Below are 12,768 nucleotides of genomic sequence, written 5' to 3' on the forward strand. Positions count from 1 at the left end.
CGCCTCCCTCTCCCCGTTCTTCACGGGGAGAGGGTAAGGGTGAGGGGCAGACTTCAGGGTGCAAACATGTCTCATGATCTGTTCCTTGCCGCCCGCACCGCCATGGCCAAGGCTTATGCGCCCTATTCGAAATTCCCGGTCGGCGCGGCACTGCGCACCGATGACGGCCGGGTCTTTGCCGGCGCCAATATCGAGGTCGCGTCTTATCCGGAAGGCTGGTGCGCCGAGACCACGGCACTTGGGCACTACATCATGGCAGGCGGCGGTAAGATCACCGAGATCGCCGTCGTCGCCGAACGCATGGCCCGCATCACGCCCTGCGGCGGCTGCCGCCAGAGGCTGGCCGAATTCACCAGTGCCGACACCAAGCTTTATCTTTGCGACGACGCGGGTATCGTTGAAACGGTGACCATGGGCCAGATGCTGCCTTATGGCTTTGAAGGCGAGATGCTCAAATGAAGGAAGCCGTCGACCGTCTCGTTGAGCAGCTCGACGGGTTGGCACCCGCCACCGCCATGGTGCTGGGCTCCGGTCTCGGTGGCCTCGTCGACGAGGTCGAAAACGCTGTCCGCATTCCTTATGCCGCCCTGCCGGGCTTCCCGAGAAGCGGTGTCACCGGCCATGCCGGTGAGCTTGTTGCCGGTATCTTCGGTGGCCAGCCAGTGATCATGATGGCCGGCCGCGCACACTACTACGAACAAGGCGACGCTTCGGCGATGCGCCCGGCACTCGAGACGCTCGCCGGTATCGGCGTCACCCAGCTGGTGCTGACCAATGCCGCCGGCTCCGTTGATCCCGAAATGCTGCCCGGTTCGGTCATGCTGATCGAGGACCACATCAATTTCTCCGGGACCAATCCCTTGTTCGGCGAGCCGACCGACCGCCGTTTCGTCGGCCTGACCGAGGCTTATGACGCCCGCCTGCGCAAATCCTTCGAGGCTGCTGCCACTGCCGCCGGCATCGAGCTGCACAAGGGCGTCTACATGTGGTTCTCGGGCCCTTCCTTCGAGACCCCTGCCGAGATCCGCATGGCGCGCATGTTCGGTGCCAATGCGGTCGGCATGTCGACGGTGCCCGAAGTGATCATAGCGCGGTTTCTCGGCCTCAAGGTGCTCGCCTGCTCGGTCATCACCAATCTTGCCGCCGGCATGACCGGGGCCGAGCTTTCGCATCGCGAGACCAAGGACATGGCGCCGATCGGCGGCGGGCGCCTCGCGACTGTTCTGCGCAAGATGTTCGAAAAAGGCATCAATGATGAGTGAGGCGTGGGCTGGAGTGAGCACTGCGTTCCTTCGCGCCCCCCTTTGGCCTGCCGGCCATCTCCCCCTCAAGGGGGGAGATCGGCAGCTCCGGCCTTATCCCTCTCTTTCCAGCATTGCAGGTTGGCGAACGCCGGTCCCGCAGCTGATCTCCCCCCTTGTGGGGGAGATGGCCGGCAGGCCAGAGGGGGGCAACGTCGAGCGCCAGCACCTCCTTGCGAGCACCCTCTAGATGCTCCCGCAGGAAATCATCCGCCGCAAGCGCGACGGCAAACCACTTGCCTCCGAAGAGATCGCCGCCTTCGTCAAGGGCATCGCCAAGGGCACGGTCTCCGAAGGCCAGATCGCGGCTTTCGGCATGGCGATCTTCTTCAACGGCATGAACCGCAACGAAGCGGTGGCACTCACCCTTGCCATGCGCGATTCAGGCGACGTGCTCGACTGGTCGGAGCTGCCCGGGCCGGTCACTGACAAGCACTCCACCGGCGGCGTCGGCGACAATGTCTCGCTGATGCTGGCACCCATCGTTGCTGCTTGCGGCGCCTATGTGCCGATGATCTCTGGGCGCGGCCTTGGCCATACCGGCGGCACGCTCGATAAGATGGATTCGATCCCTGGCTATGCCAGCCAGCCGGACCTTGCGCTGTTCAGGCGCACGGTGCGCGAGACAGGCTGCGCCATCATCGGCCAGACCGCCGACCTGGCACCTGCCGACAAACGTTTCTATGGCGTGCGCGACGTCACCGCGACCGTCGAGTCCGTGCCGCTGATCACTGCCTCCATCCTGTCCAAGAAGCTCGCCGCCGGGCTGCAATCGCTGGTGCTCGACGTCAAGATCGGCAACGGCGCCTTCATGGAAAGCGCGCGCGACGCCGCAGCGCTTGCCACCAGCCTGGTCGAGGTCGCCAATGGCGCCGGTCTCAAGACCACCGCCCTGATCACCGGCATGAACGAGCCGCTGGCATCCTCCGCCGGCAACGCTGTCGAGGTCGCTAGCGCGGTTGATTTCCTCACTGGCCGTTTCCGCGACCCGCGCCTCGAGCAGGTCACGCTGGCGCTCGCCGCCGAGATGCTGGTTTCAGCAGGGATCGCTGTGTCCAACCAGCAGGCATCTCGTTTGGCGCGGGCAGCACTGGACGATGGCCGCGCCGCCGAAATCTTCGGCCGCATGGTAGCCGTGCTTGGCGGTCCCAAGGACTTTGTCTCCAGACCTGAGACATATCTGCCTCGGGCGGATGTCGAGCTTGCCGTGAAGGCGCCGCGCGGCGGCTTTGTGTCAGGCATTTCCACGCGCGATATCGGTCTTGCGGTTGTAGCCCTTGGCGGCGGGCGGAAGCGGCCGGAAGACAAGGTCGACCACGCTGTCGGCATCACCAGGCTGTTGCCCGTGGGAGCTGAGGTGCGAGCGGGCGAGCCGCTCGCGCTGATCCATGCCCGCAACGCTTCGCAAGTGGAAGTGGCCGCAGCGGTGATACGCGCCGCATACAACATCGGCGAGGCAAAGCCCGCTGCCGCCAAGGCGATCGTCAGGCGAATTTCACCGCGCGGCTAGGGCCGCGCGATGAGGGTTACTGAAGCGGACTACGCCACCCGCTTCGGGCCGAGGCAGAAGACAGCAAGCGCTGCGAGCAGGGTCGCGATGCCGCTGTAGGCGAATGCGCTGGCAACGCCGGAATTGTCGACCAAAAGCCCACCGAAAACGGCTCCCATTGCAATCGCCACCTGGAAGGTCGCGACCATCAGGCCGCCAGCACTTTCCGCTTGTTCGGGCGCGGCGCGCACCATCCACGTCTGCACGCCGACCGGCACCGCACCGAAGGCAAAGCCCCAGGCTGCAATCGCAATTGTCGAGACCGCAGGCGATGACCCGTCCAGCAACAGGGCAAACGCGGCGATCGCGATAAGCAAGGGAGCGAGTGTCACGGCGGCTTTGAGGCTGCGTTCGGCCATGAAGCCGCCGGCGAAATTGCCGAAGAAGCCGCCTATGCCAAAGGCCAGCAGCACCAGCGAGATGGACTCGATGCCGAATGCCGGCACCTGTTCCAGGAAGGCGCGGAAATAGGTGAAGCCGGCAAAGTGCCCGGATGCAGTCAGAAGGATCACCAGCAGTCCGACCTTGATCATCGGGTTCTTCGAAACATCCAGCAGGGCGCGGAAGCTGGCGACGCCCACAGGCGGCAACTTCGGAAGGGTCGCAACCTGGACGATCAGCGTCACGACGCCGACTGCGGCCGCAAGCATGAAAGCGGTGCGCCAGCCCCAGACATCGCCGACATAGGCCCCGACAGGGGCCGCGCAGACGGTGGCGACGGATACGCCGGTCAGGATGATGGACATGGCGCGCGGGAAGACATCGCTCGGCACGAGCCGCATCGCGATGGCTGCCGACATGGACCAGAAGCCGCCGAGCGCTATGCCCAACACGACCCGCGCAAACAAAAGCGAGGGCAAGGACCAGGCAACGGCGGCAAGTATGCTTGAGGCGATCAGCAAGAGCGTCAGGCCCACCATGACGTGCCGGCGGTCGACGCGTTTGGTGGCGATCGCCATGGTGGGCGCGGCGATCGCGGCAACGATTGCCGTTGCCGTCACCGCCTGCCCGGCGGTGCCTTCGCTAATGCGGAGATCCTGCGCCAGTGGCGTCAGCAGGCTCGCCGGCAGAAACTCCGCCGTGACCAGTCCGAACACGCCGAGCGCAAGGGAAACGACAGCCCCCCACGCTGGATCGGATCGTTCCTGGGGTATCGAGCGGTCGAGCGGAACGCCGTCCATTACGGCTGTCGCAGGTTCGATCATGGTCAGTCTCCGATTTGAATGCAATGCAAGGTGGGAGTGACCGTCTGGAGTTTCCATGCTAGAAACGCCATCATGAATGACCATTCGTCCAAACTTGTCGGCGATCCGCTGACCGACATCCTGCGCGGCTTGCGCCTCGAAGGCGTCGAATACGGTCGCTGGGAGCTGAAGGAGCCTTGGAACATCGAGTTCCCGGCCCAGGCCACGGCGCGCTTCTACTTCGTCAGCCAAAAGGCGTGCTGGCTGCGCCAGCCCAGCGGCGAATGGGTCGAGCTTCGCTGCGGCGACGCCGTGCTGCTGCCGCGCGGCTTAGCACACGCGCTGGCCAGCGAGCCGGGCGCCAAGTCGTCGCCGATCAACGGCTACGAGATCAAGCAAATCTGCGAGAAGGTCTTTTGCCTGTCGACCGAAGGCTGCCGGCCGGGCACGCTGCTTTTCTGCGGCAGCATGTACTTCAACCTCGACGGCCTGCACCCGCTGCTCGGCATGATGCCCGATGTCATGCGCACCACCGAGCTCGAGGCCCATGACCCCGGCATCACACACATGCTCGAAACCATGGCGCGCGAAGTCAAGCTCGAGCGCGTCGGCTCCGGCGGCATTGTCGCCCGCCTTGCCGACGTGCTCGCCGCCATCATCATCCGCTCATGGGTCGAGCGCGGTTGTGGCGATTCGAGCGGCTGGATTGCCGCTGTCAGGGATCCCAAGGTCGGCAAGGTCCTGGCTGCGATCCACCTTGAACCAAGCCGAGACTGGTCGGTGGAGGCTCTTGCACGGATGATGGGCGTCTCCCGCTCGGGTTTCGCCGAGCGCTTTGCTGCCATTGTGGGCGAAACGCCGGCGAAATACGTCACACAGGTCAGGATGCACCAGGCGCGACAGTGGCTTGTCCGTGATCGCCTGAGGATTTCAGTCGTTGCCTCGCGGCTGGGCTACGATTCGGAAGCCGCTTTCAGCCGCGCCTTCAAGCGTGTCATCGGCCAGCCGCCGGGCCACTTCAGGACAGCGGACCAGGCGAGCACCTCCTGAGCGATCACTGCACCAAAAGCAGCGCGCCGTTTTCGACCTGGTATTTCTTCAGCCGCGACAGGAAGCTCATGCCGATCAAGGTGCCGTCGAGCGCCTTGTCTTCAAGCACGACCACCGGCACGTCGTCGACGCTGATCCGGCCGATCTGCAGCCTGTCGATGCGGGCAAGTGCGGCGCGGGCGGTGCCATTGGCGGTATTGACCTTCTGGGTGAAGTCGGCGGACGAAACCTTCACCCCGGCCAACCGCGCCGTCGACATGTTGATTGCAACCAGAGTGGCGCCGGTGTCGACCATGGCGTCGACTGCGCGCCCATTGACCTTGAAGCTCGCGCTGAAATGGCCGCGCATATCGGCGTCGATCGTCACGCGCCGGCCTGCCGTCGATGCTGTGGCTGCGCTCGCCTCGATGACCTGAGGCACGGTTGGACCGCTGTCTACGCTCGTCCCCAGAAGTGCCTGCACGGCGCCACCGTGTTTTTCGTACAGCGACGGCAGCGATGCCGACGCACTGGCGCAAAGGCTGAATATGATGATCTTACGCAACATGGTGACGCCTCGAATTCAGGCATCACCCTAGGAGCTGATGGTGATCGCGCCTTTAACGGCGCGGCCCCATTGTCAAAGGCGGTAAATGGCTGGTTAGCGCCTACTTGGTGCCATACATGCGGTCGCCGGCGTCGCCGAGGCCGGGGATGATGTAGCCCTTCTCGTTGAGCTCGCGGTCGATCGAGGCCGTGAACACCGGCACGTCGGGATGCGCCTTGGTGAAGCGCTCGATGCCTTCGGGCGAAGCCAAAAGGCACAGGAAGCGCAAATTGGTGGCACCGCGGCCCTTCAGCATGTCGATGGCGGCGATCGCCGAATTGGCGGTTGCCAGCATCGGGTCGACGACGATCACCAGCCGGTCGCCGAGGTCGCTCGGCGCCTTGAAGAAATACTCGACCGCCTGCAGCGTCTCGTGGTCGCGGTAGAGTCCGACATGGGCGACGCGCGCCGCCGGCACCAGATCAAGCAGGCCTTCGAGCAGGCCGTTGCCGGCGCGCAGCACCGAAGCGAACACCAGCTTCTTGCCTTCGAGCGTCGGCGCTTCCATCGTCTCGATCGGCGTTTCGATCATCTTGGTGGTCAGTTCGAGGTCGCGCGTCACCTCATAGCCGAGTAACAGCGAGATCTCGCGCAGCAGGCGCCGGAAGCCGGCCGTCGAAGTTTCCTTGTCGCGCATGATGGTCAGCTTGTGCTGGACAAGCGGATGGTCGACGACGGTCACGGTCATGGCTTACGCTCCTAGAACTCGGATAATTGGCGGCATTCTATCGGCTGGCCCGCCGCCAACCAATGACTTGCCGCCTTGAACCACAGTTTTGTCGGCCGAAATTCAGCGTTTTTGGCCGTCGAGCCGCGCAAGAAGGGCTGCCTTGGTCTTCTTGTCGACAAAGGCCGCCTCGATCGCCGTCTTCGTGGTCGCTAAAAGCGCCTTGTCGTCCATGCCGAAATGCTCGGCCGCGATGTCGTATTCGCGCTTCAGCGTCGTCCAGAAATAGGGCGGATCATCGGAGTTGAGCGTCACCTTGCAGCCGGCATCGCGCAGCTTGGGGAAGGGGTGGTCGCCAAAGCTGTCGAACACCTTGAGCGCGATGTTCGAGCCCGGGCAGATTTCGAGCACCACGCCCTCGTCGGCGATGCGCTTGACCAGGTCAGGGTTTTCGATGGCGCGCACGCCATGGCCGATGCGCGCTGGGCGGATGTGGTCGAGTGCTGCGGCAACGCTCTCCCAGCCCATCAGCTCGCCGGCATGGATCGTGATGCCGAGGCCGGCTTCGCGCGCGATCTCGAAGGCGCGCACATAATCTTCGAACTCGCCCATGCGTTCGTCGCCGGCAACACCGAAGCCGGTTACCAGTGGATGGTTGCATTTGGCGGCGAAGCGGGCGGCAGCCTCGATCGATTCGACGCCGACATGGCGCACGCCGGTCACGATCATGCGGCCTTCGATGCCGGTCTTGGCCTTGGCCCGTGCCATGCCTTCGCCGAGCGCACTGGTGTAGGCCATGGGCGACAGGCCAGCTTTCGTGGCGTGGTCGGGCGAGGTGAACACCTCAGAATAGATCGCGCCGTCGCGCGCAAGGCTCGTCAGATAGTGTTCGGACAGCCTGGCATAGTCCTCTTCAGTGCGGAAAAGGTCGGCGGCAAAGTCATAGGCGGCTAGGAACGAGGTGAAATCGTTCCACACGAAGGAGCCGTCCTTGATGAAGGGCGAAACGTCCTTGTTGTATTTTTGGGCCTGGCGGATGACGAGTTCGGGTGCAGCCGCACCTTCTATGTGGCAGTGCAGCTCGGCTTTCAAAGGCATTCTCTGTTCCTCGTCGTGTCGGCGCGGGCGCGGCCGAAAACCGCGCCTCAAACAATAGCGCCCGCTGGTGTGATCGGCTATGGTCCCGCCGGATTTGATTGGACAAGAAAATGTCAGAACAACGGACGACAGCTGTCGGCGGCATGGAAACTTCATACGGTTTCCGAAATGTCGGCGCAGGCGACAAGCAAGGCCTCGTCAACGAGGTCTTCCACAAGGTCGCCAACCGCTACGACATGATGAACGACCTGATGTCGGGCGGCCTGCACCGGGTGTGGAAGGATGCCATGGTTGCCTGGCTCAATCCGCCCAGGCGTCCGGGCTGGAAAGTGCTCGACGTTGCCGGCGGCACCGGCGACGTCGCCTTCCGCATCATTGATGCCTCGCATGGCAATGCGCACGCCACCGTGCTCGACATCAACGGTTCGATGCTCGGCGTCGGCCGCGAGCGGGCCGAAAAACGCGGCCTTGCCGACAAGACCGATTTTGTCGAAGCCAATGCCGAGGAACTGCCCTTCGCTGACGAGACCTTCGACGCCTATACGATCGCTTTCGGCATCCGCAATGTGCCGCGCATCGATGTTGCGCTGTCGGAAGCCTATCGCGTGCTGAAGCCCGGTGGTCGCATCCTGTGCCTCGAATTCTCCGAGGTCGACATGCCGCTGCTCGACAAGGTCTACGAAGCCTGGTCGTTCAACGCCATCCCGCGCATCGGCCAGGCCGTCACCGGCGACGGCGAGCCTTATGCTTATCTCGTCGAATCGATCCGCAAGTTTCCCAATCAGCAGAACTTTGCCGCGATGATCACACGCGCCGGCTTCGACCGCGTCACCTTCCGCAACTACACCGGCGGCATCGCAGCCCTTCACTCGGGCTGGAAGCTTTGACGGACGGCGCGCGATGAGCAGTCTCGGGGCGTCTTTCCGGCTCGCGCGCGCGGGCTGGGTCTTGGTGCGTGAGGGAGTGGTCGCGGCTTTGCCGGGCGACCAGCTGACCGGTTTGCCGAAATTCGGCTGGCGCGTAGCCAAGCTGTTCACCCGCCGCCGTGCAAGGAAAAGCGTGCGCAGCGACCGCTTAGCCAATGCCGTTGCCCGGCTCGGGCCGTCCTACGTCAAGCTCGGCCAGTTCCTGGCGACACGTCCCGATGTCGTCGGCGACGACATCGCGCTCGACCTGGCGCTTCTGCAAGACAGCATGGCGACCTTTCCGATGTCGGAGGCGGTCGAAGCCATCGAAGGTTCGCTCGGCCGCAAGGTTTCCGATCTCTATGTCAGTATCGGCGAGCCGGTGGCTGCTGCCTCCATCGCCCAGGTTCACCCCGCAGAGGTCGCCACACCGGATGGCCCGCGCAAGGTCGCCGTCAAGGTCATCCGCCCCGGCGTGCGCCGACGCTTTTTCCAGGATCTTGAAAGCTATTTCCTCGCCGCCCGGCTGCAGGAGCGCTTCGTCCCGTCGAGCCGTAGGCTGCGCCCGGTCGAGATCACCGAGACGATGGCCCAGACCACCAAGATCGAGATGGATTTTAGGCTCGAGGCGGCCGCCTATTCCGAGCTTGGCGAAAACACCAAGGACGATCCCGGCTTCCGCGTGCCGGCAGTCGACTGGGAACGCACCGGCCGCGACGTGCTCACCATGGAGTGGATCGACGGCGTCAAGCTCAACGACATCGACGGGCTTCGCGCCGGCGGCTACGATCTCAAGGCGATCGCCGCGACGCTCGTCCAGTCGTTCCTGCGTCACACGCTGCGCGACGGCTTCTTCCACGCCGACATGCACCCCGGCAACATGTTCGTCGACGCTAAGGGCGACATCGTCGCCGTCGATCTCGGCATTTCGGGCCGGCTCGGCAAGAAGGAGCAGCGCTTCCTCGCCGAGATTCTCTATGGCTTCATCACCCGCAACTATATGCGTGTCGCCGAGGTGCATTTCGAAGCCGGCTACGTGCCGCGCCACCATAACGTCGCGGCCTTTGCCCAGGCGATCCGCGCCATCGGCGAGCCGATCCACGGCCAGCCGGCCGAAACCATCTCGATGGCCAAGCTCCTGACGTTGCTGTTCGAAGTCACCGAACTGTTCGACATGCAGACGCGGCCCGAACTGGTGCTGCTGCAAAAGACCATGGTCGTGGTCGAAGGCGTTGCCCGCACGCTCGATCCGGCTTTCAACATGTGGAAGACCGCCGAGCCGGTGGTCAGCCACTGGATCGCAGGTAATCTTGGTCCTCAGGGGCTGCTCATCGACGCCCGCGACGGCCTTGGCGCGCTGATGTCGCTCATTCGACAGGCCCCCGATCTCGCCGCCCGCACCGAGCGCCTGTCGCGGCAGATCGACCTCATGGCGGAAAACGGGCTGCGTTTCGATGCCGAAACCGCCAGGGCTATCGGCAAGGCCGAAGCCCGCTACACCCGCTCCGGCCGGGTCGCGATTTGGGTCATTGCGCTGACGCTTGTGTTCCTTGCCTGGCAAATAACCTGAGTGCATGCAATGACAGCAATGCTGTCATTGCAGTCATTGAATGCGTGACTTAGCCGCGCTATCTTTTGGGGATAGGAGCAGAGCCATGAGCGCGATGACTATCCGCAACCTCGACGACAACGTGAAGCAGGAGCTTCGAAAGCGTGCGGCGGCGCGCGGCGTGTCGATGGAGCAGGAAGTTCGGGACCTGATCACGCGCGACGTCCTTCAGGGCGACCGGCGGCGGCCGAAAGCATCCTTTGACGAAATCATGCGGCTGTCGCGTAAACCCGACGAACCGTTTGATTTGAAGCGGGCGCAAGAAGAGGTCTGGGACTATCTCTACGAGGATGGTCGTCCTGCATGATTGCTGTCGATACCTCTGCGATATTCGCATTTCTCGCCGGAGAACCCGAGGCTGAGGACGTGGCGCGGCGTATGTACGGCGAACCGGTATTGGTCTGCGCTCCGACATGGGCCGAAACCGGCATAGTCGTTGCGAATGGGCTCGGATTGGACGGGCTGGACCGGCTGCAACAACTGGCAAGCGCCCTGCAGTTCGACATTGTCGCATTCGACCGTGACCTCGCGGATGCTGCCGTCAATGCACATCGTCGCTTCGGCCGAGGCTCCGGGCATCCCGCCAACCTCAATTTCGGCGACTGCTTCGCCTACGCCCTTGCCAAGACCCGGAACCTGCCGCTGCTTTTCAAGGGCGACGATTTCATCCATACCGACATCCAGCCGGCGCTGAAGCCGGCCTGACGAGACGGCGGACCAGGCATGATCCTCAACGGCAAGCGCATCCTGCTCATCATCGGCGGCGGCATCGCGGCCTACAAGTCGCTCGACCTGATCCGGCGCCTGCGCGAACGCGGCGCTTCGGTGCGCGCGGTCATGACCTCGGCTGCGCAGGAATTCGTCACGCCTTTGTCGGTGGGCGCGCTGACCGCTGACCACGTCTTTTCTGACCTGTTCGACCGCCAGGACGAGCACGACATCGGCCACATCAGGCTGTCGCGCGAGGCGGATCTTCTGGTTGTCGCACCCGCTACCGCCGACCTGATGGCCAAGCTTGCCAATGGCCATGCCAACGACCTTGCTTCGACCGTGCTGCTCGCCACTGACAAGAAGGTGCTTCTGGCGCCTGCCATGAACCCGAAGATGTGGGCGCATCCAGCGACGCGCCGCAATCGCGCGACGCTGGAAAAAGACGGCATCCATTTCGTCGGCCCAAAGAGCGGCGAGATGGCTGAAAGCGGCGAAGCGGGCGAGGGCCGCATGGCCGAACCGCTGGAGATTGTCGCTGCCATCGAAGCGCTGCTCGATTCCAAGCCCAAGCCGCTGTCGGGCAAGAAGATTATCGTCACCTCCGGCCCGACGCATGAGCCCATCGACCCGGTGCGCTACATCGCCAACCGCTCGTCGGGCAAGCAGGGTCACGCCATCGCCGCAGCCCTAGCCAGGCTGGGCGCCGATGTCCGCCTGGTCTCTGGCCCGGTCACCATTGCCGATCCGGCTGGGGTCAAGACGGTCCATGTCGAAAGCGCGCGCGAGATGCACGACGCGGTCGAGCAGCTTCTGCCTGCCGACGCCGCTGTGTTTGTGGCGGCCGTCGCCGACTGGCGCACCGACAATGCCGCCGGCGAGAAGATCAAGAAGGTGGCGGGCGAGGGCGCGCCGAGCCTGAAGATGGTCGAAAATCCCGATATTCTGGCTGGCGTCGGCCATCACAAGCAGCGCCCCTATCTTGTCGTCGGCTTCGCTGCCGAGACCCAGGACGTGCTCAAGAACGCCCAGGCAAAACTTGCCAGGAAGGGCGCCGATTTCATCGTTGCCAATGACGTCAGCCACGAGGGCGGCGTCATGGGCGGCGATCGCAATAGCGTCCGCATCGTCAGCAAAAGCGGTGTCGACGAGTGGCCGGACCTTTCCAAGGAAGAGGTCGCTGGCAGGCTGGCAAGCCTGATCGCCGAGCGCCTCAAGACGATCACTGTCTGAACCGTCGCCGTTCCAAGGCAGCATCCGGCACCGGTAACATAGTGTTCACTGATTGGGCGCTTGGAGGCATTGCCCGCGCGTGCGAGAGGGAGGCATCAACATTCGGAGTCTCCCACGACATGAAGCTTTTCTACATGCCCGGCGCCTGCTCGCTGGCACCGCACATCGTCGCCAATGAAGTTGGCATCGACCTCGATCTGGTCAAGGTCGACGGCAAGACCAAGACCACCGAAGCCCAGCAGGATTTCCTCGCCACCAATCCCAATGGCTACGTGCCGGCATTGGTGCTCGGCGATGGTGAACTGATGACCGAAGCCTCGGTGCTGGTCCAGTACCTCGCCGACCAGAAGCCGGAGAGCGGCCTGATGCCCAAGGCAGGCGACATGGCGCGCTACCGCGTCCAGCAGTGGCTGGCCTTCGTTGCCACCGAGCTGCACAAGGTTTTTGGCGCCTTCTTCAAGCCCAACACGCCCGAGGCCACCAAGGAGATCAACCGCGAGCTCCTTGCCAGGCGCCTCGCCTATGTCGACGGCAAGCTCGACGGCCGCTCCTATCTGATGGGCGACGTCTTCACCGCCGCTGACGCCTATCTCTGGACGGTTCTCGGCTGGGCCAAGCATGTCCGCATCGACCTGTCGTCCTTCGCCAACATCCAGCGCTATCTCGGCACCGTAGCCGCCCGTCCGGCCGTGCAGAAGGCCCTGCGCGCCGAAGGCCTGGCCTAAGCCCGGCCTGAACAGCTGCCGCCGCTACTGAACCGGCAGCTACCAATTTGACGACATGACGGCTCTCAGGCACCCGCCTGAGGGCCGTTTTCTTTATGCAATTCCTATTTCTTTGCATGCCCCGCTCTCTCGAACCTTAATGCGGTTCGACGC

14 protein-coding genes are annotated in these 12,768 nt (G+C 63.7%); 10 read left to right on the plus strand and 4 right to left on the minus strand.

The features are described 5' to 3' along the window. The first annotated feature begins 66 nt into the window (after positions 1–66). From cdd to deoA, 3 genes are all read left to right on the plus strand, one after another. Positions 67–459 carry a cytidine deaminase gene (gene cdd, locus AC1DLV_RS01060; protein WP_476800402.1) on the plus strand — a complete coding sequence of 131 codons (393 nt, stop codon included), beginning with the start codon at positions 67–69 and terminating at the stop codon, positions 457–459. Then, complete coding sequence (locus AC1DLV_RS01065; protein ID WP_476800401.1) at positions 456–1,262, plus strand: purine-nucleoside phosphorylase; 807 nt, start codon at positions 456–458, stop codon at positions 1,260–1,262. The genes cdd and AC1DLV_RS01065 overlap by 4 nt, the downstream gene beginning before the upstream one ends. Before the next feature lie 229 nt (positions 1,263–1,491). Beyond that, positions 1,492–2,811: a thymidine phosphorylase gene (gene deoA / locus AC1DLV_RS01070; RefSeq protein ID WP_476800400.1), complete on the plus strand. Its 1,320-nt coding sequence runs from the start codon at positions 1,492–1,494 to the stop codon at positions 2,809–2,811. A gap of 29 nt (positions 2,812–2,840) precedes the next feature. Here deoA and AC1DLV_RS01075 read toward each other — a convergent pair whose 3' ends face one another. Next, positions 2,841–4,055, minus strand: coding sequence for an MFS transporter (locus tag AC1DLV_RS01075; RefSeq protein ID WP_476800399.1), 1,215 nt, complete (start codon positions 4,053–4,055; stop codon positions 2,841–2,843). A 72-nt stretch (positions 4,056–4,127) separates the two neighbouring features. Between AC1DLV_RS01075 and AC1DLV_RS01080 the strand changes: the two genes are divergently transcribed. Continuing rightward, complete coding sequence (locus AC1DLV_RS01080; RefSeq protein ID WP_476800398.1) at positions 4,128–5,084, plus strand: AraC family transcriptional regulator; 957 nt, start codon at positions 4,128–4,130, stop codon at positions 5,082–5,084. 4 nt (positions 5,085–5,088) lie between these two features. On the opposite strand, the gene AC1DLV_RS01085 is transcribed toward AC1DLV_RS01080, so the two are convergent. The 3 genes from AC1DLV_RS01085 to AC1DLV_RS01095 form a co-directional block, all read right to left on the minus strand. Then, positions 5,089–5,631, minus strand: coding sequence for a TIGR02281 family clan AA aspartic protease (locus AC1DLV_RS01085; RefSeq protein WP_476800397.1), 543 nt, complete (start codon positions 5,629–5,631; stop codon positions 5,089–5,091). Positions 5,632–5,731: 100 nt separating this feature from the next. Then, on the minus strand, positions 5,732–6,358 hold the full coding sequence (gene upp, locus AC1DLV_RS01090; protein WP_476783011.1) for a uracil phosphoribosyltransferase: 627 nt from the start codon (positions 6,356–6,358) through the stop codon (positions 5,732–5,734). A 102-nt stretch (positions 6,359–6,460) separates the two neighbouring features. Then, positions 6,461–7,435 (minus strand): adenosine deaminase, encoded by a 975-nt coding sequence (locus tag AC1DLV_RS01095; protein WP_476800396.1) that lies wholly within the window; start codon positions 7,433–7,435, stop codon positions 6,461–6,463. Positions 7,436–7,545: 110 nt separating this feature from the next. Here AC1DLV_RS01095 and ubiE point away from each other — a divergent pair, with 110 nt between their 5' ends. From ubiE to gstA, 6 genes are all read left to right on the plus strand, one after another. Continuing rightward, entirely contained in the window at positions 7,546–8,322 is a 777-nt protein-coding gene (gene ubiE, locus AC1DLV_RS01100) for a bifunctional demethylmenaquinone methyltransferase/2-methoxy-6-polyprenyl-1,4-benzoquinol methylase UbiE (RefSeq protein WP_476800395.1), read from the plus strand. A gap of 13 nt (positions 8,323–8,335) precedes the next feature. Beyond that, a complete protein-coding gene (gene ubiB, locus AC1DLV_RS01105; protein WP_476800394.1) occupies positions 8,336–9,910 on the plus strand; it encodes a 2-polyprenylphenol 6-hydroxylase in 1,575 nt (524 codons plus the stop codon). Between the two features lie 85 nt (positions 9,911–9,995). After that, a complete protein-coding gene (locus AC1DLV_RS01110) occupies positions 9,996–10,256 on the plus strand; it encodes a FitA-like ribbon-helix-helix domain-containing protein (protein ID WP_476800393.1) in 261 nt (86 codons plus the stop codon). Continuing rightward, on the plus strand, positions 10,253–10,654 hold the full coding sequence (locus tag AC1DLV_RS01115) for a type II toxin-antitoxin system VapC family toxin (protein ID WP_476800392.1): 402 nt from the start codon (positions 10,253–10,255) through the stop codon (positions 10,652–10,654). Before AC1DLV_RS01110 ends, AC1DLV_RS01115 begins: the two co-directional genes overlap by 4 nt. Before the next feature lie 18 nt (positions 10,655–10,672). Then, complete coding sequence (gene coaBC / locus AC1DLV_RS01120) at positions 10,673–11,890, plus strand: bifunctional phosphopantothenoylcysteine decarboxylase/phosphopantothenate--cysteine ligase CoaBC (protein ID WP_476800391.1); 1,218 nt, start codon at positions 10,673–10,675, stop codon at positions 11,888–11,890. A 119-nt stretch (positions 11,891–12,009) separates the two neighbouring features. Next, a complete protein-coding gene (gene gstA, locus AC1DLV_RS01125; protein WP_476800390.1) occupies positions 12,010–12,615 on the plus strand; it encodes a glutathione transferase GstA in 606 nt (201 codons plus the stop codon). Positions 12,616–12,768: the final 153 nt, after the last annotated feature.

The organism is Aminobacter sp. 01T433 (genome assembly GCF_056398585.1).

Excerpts from the sequence above, each read along its gene's own strand:
- cdd (WP_476800402.1), top strand. The coding sequence starts at position 67 with ATGTCTCATGATCTGTTCCTTGCCGCCCGCACCGCCATGGCCAAGGCT.
- AC1DLV_RS01065 (WP_476800401.1), top strand. The coding sequence starts at position 456 with ATGAAGGAAGCCGTCGACCGTCTCGTTGAGCAGCTCGACGGGTTGGCA.
- deoA (WP_476800400.1), top strand. The coding sequence starts at position 1,492 with ATGCTCCCGCAGGAAATCATCCGCCGCAAGCGCGACGGCAAACCACTT.
- AC1DLV_RS01075 (WP_476800399.1), bottom strand. The coding sequence starts at position 4,055 with ATGATCGAACCTGCGACAGCCGTAATGGACGGCGTTCCGCTCGACCGC.
- AC1DLV_RS01080 (WP_476800398.1), top strand. The coding sequence starts at position 4,128 with ATGAATGACCATTCGTCCAAACTTGTCGGCGATCCGCTGACCGACATC.
- AC1DLV_RS01085 (WP_476800397.1), bottom strand. The coding sequence starts at position 5,631 with ATGTTGCGTAAGATCATCATATTCAGCCTTTGCGCCAGTGCGTCGGCA.
- upp (WP_476783011.1), bottom strand. The coding sequence starts at position 6,358 with ATGACCGTGACCGTCGTCGACCATCCGCTTGTCCAGCACAAGCTGACC.
- AC1DLV_RS01095 (WP_476800396.1), bottom strand. The coding sequence starts at position 7,435 with ATGCCTTTGAAAGCCGAGCTGCACTGCCACATAGAAGGTGCGGCTGCA.
- ubiE (WP_476800395.1), top strand. The coding sequence starts at position 7,546 with ATGTCAGAACAACGGACGACAGCTGTCGGCGGCATGGAAACTTCATAC.
- ubiB (WP_476800394.1), top strand. The coding sequence starts at position 8,336 with ATGAGCAGTCTCGGGGCGTCTTTCCGGCTCGCGCGCGCGGGCTGGGTC.
- AC1DLV_RS01110 (WP_476800393.1), top strand. The coding sequence starts at position 9,996 with ATGAGCGCGATGACTATCCGCAACCTCGACGACAACGTGAAGCAGGAG.
- AC1DLV_RS01115 (WP_476800392.1), top strand. The coding sequence starts at position 10,253 with ATGATTGCTGTCGATACCTCTGCGATATTCGCATTTCTCGCCGGAGAA.
- coaBC (WP_476800391.1), top strand. The coding sequence starts at position 10,673 with ATGATCCTCAACGGCAAGCGCATCCTGCTCATCATCGGCGGCGGCATC.
- gstA (WP_476800390.1), top strand. The coding sequence starts at position 12,010 with ATGAAGCTTTTCTACATGCCCGGCGCCTGCTCGCTGGCACCGCACATC.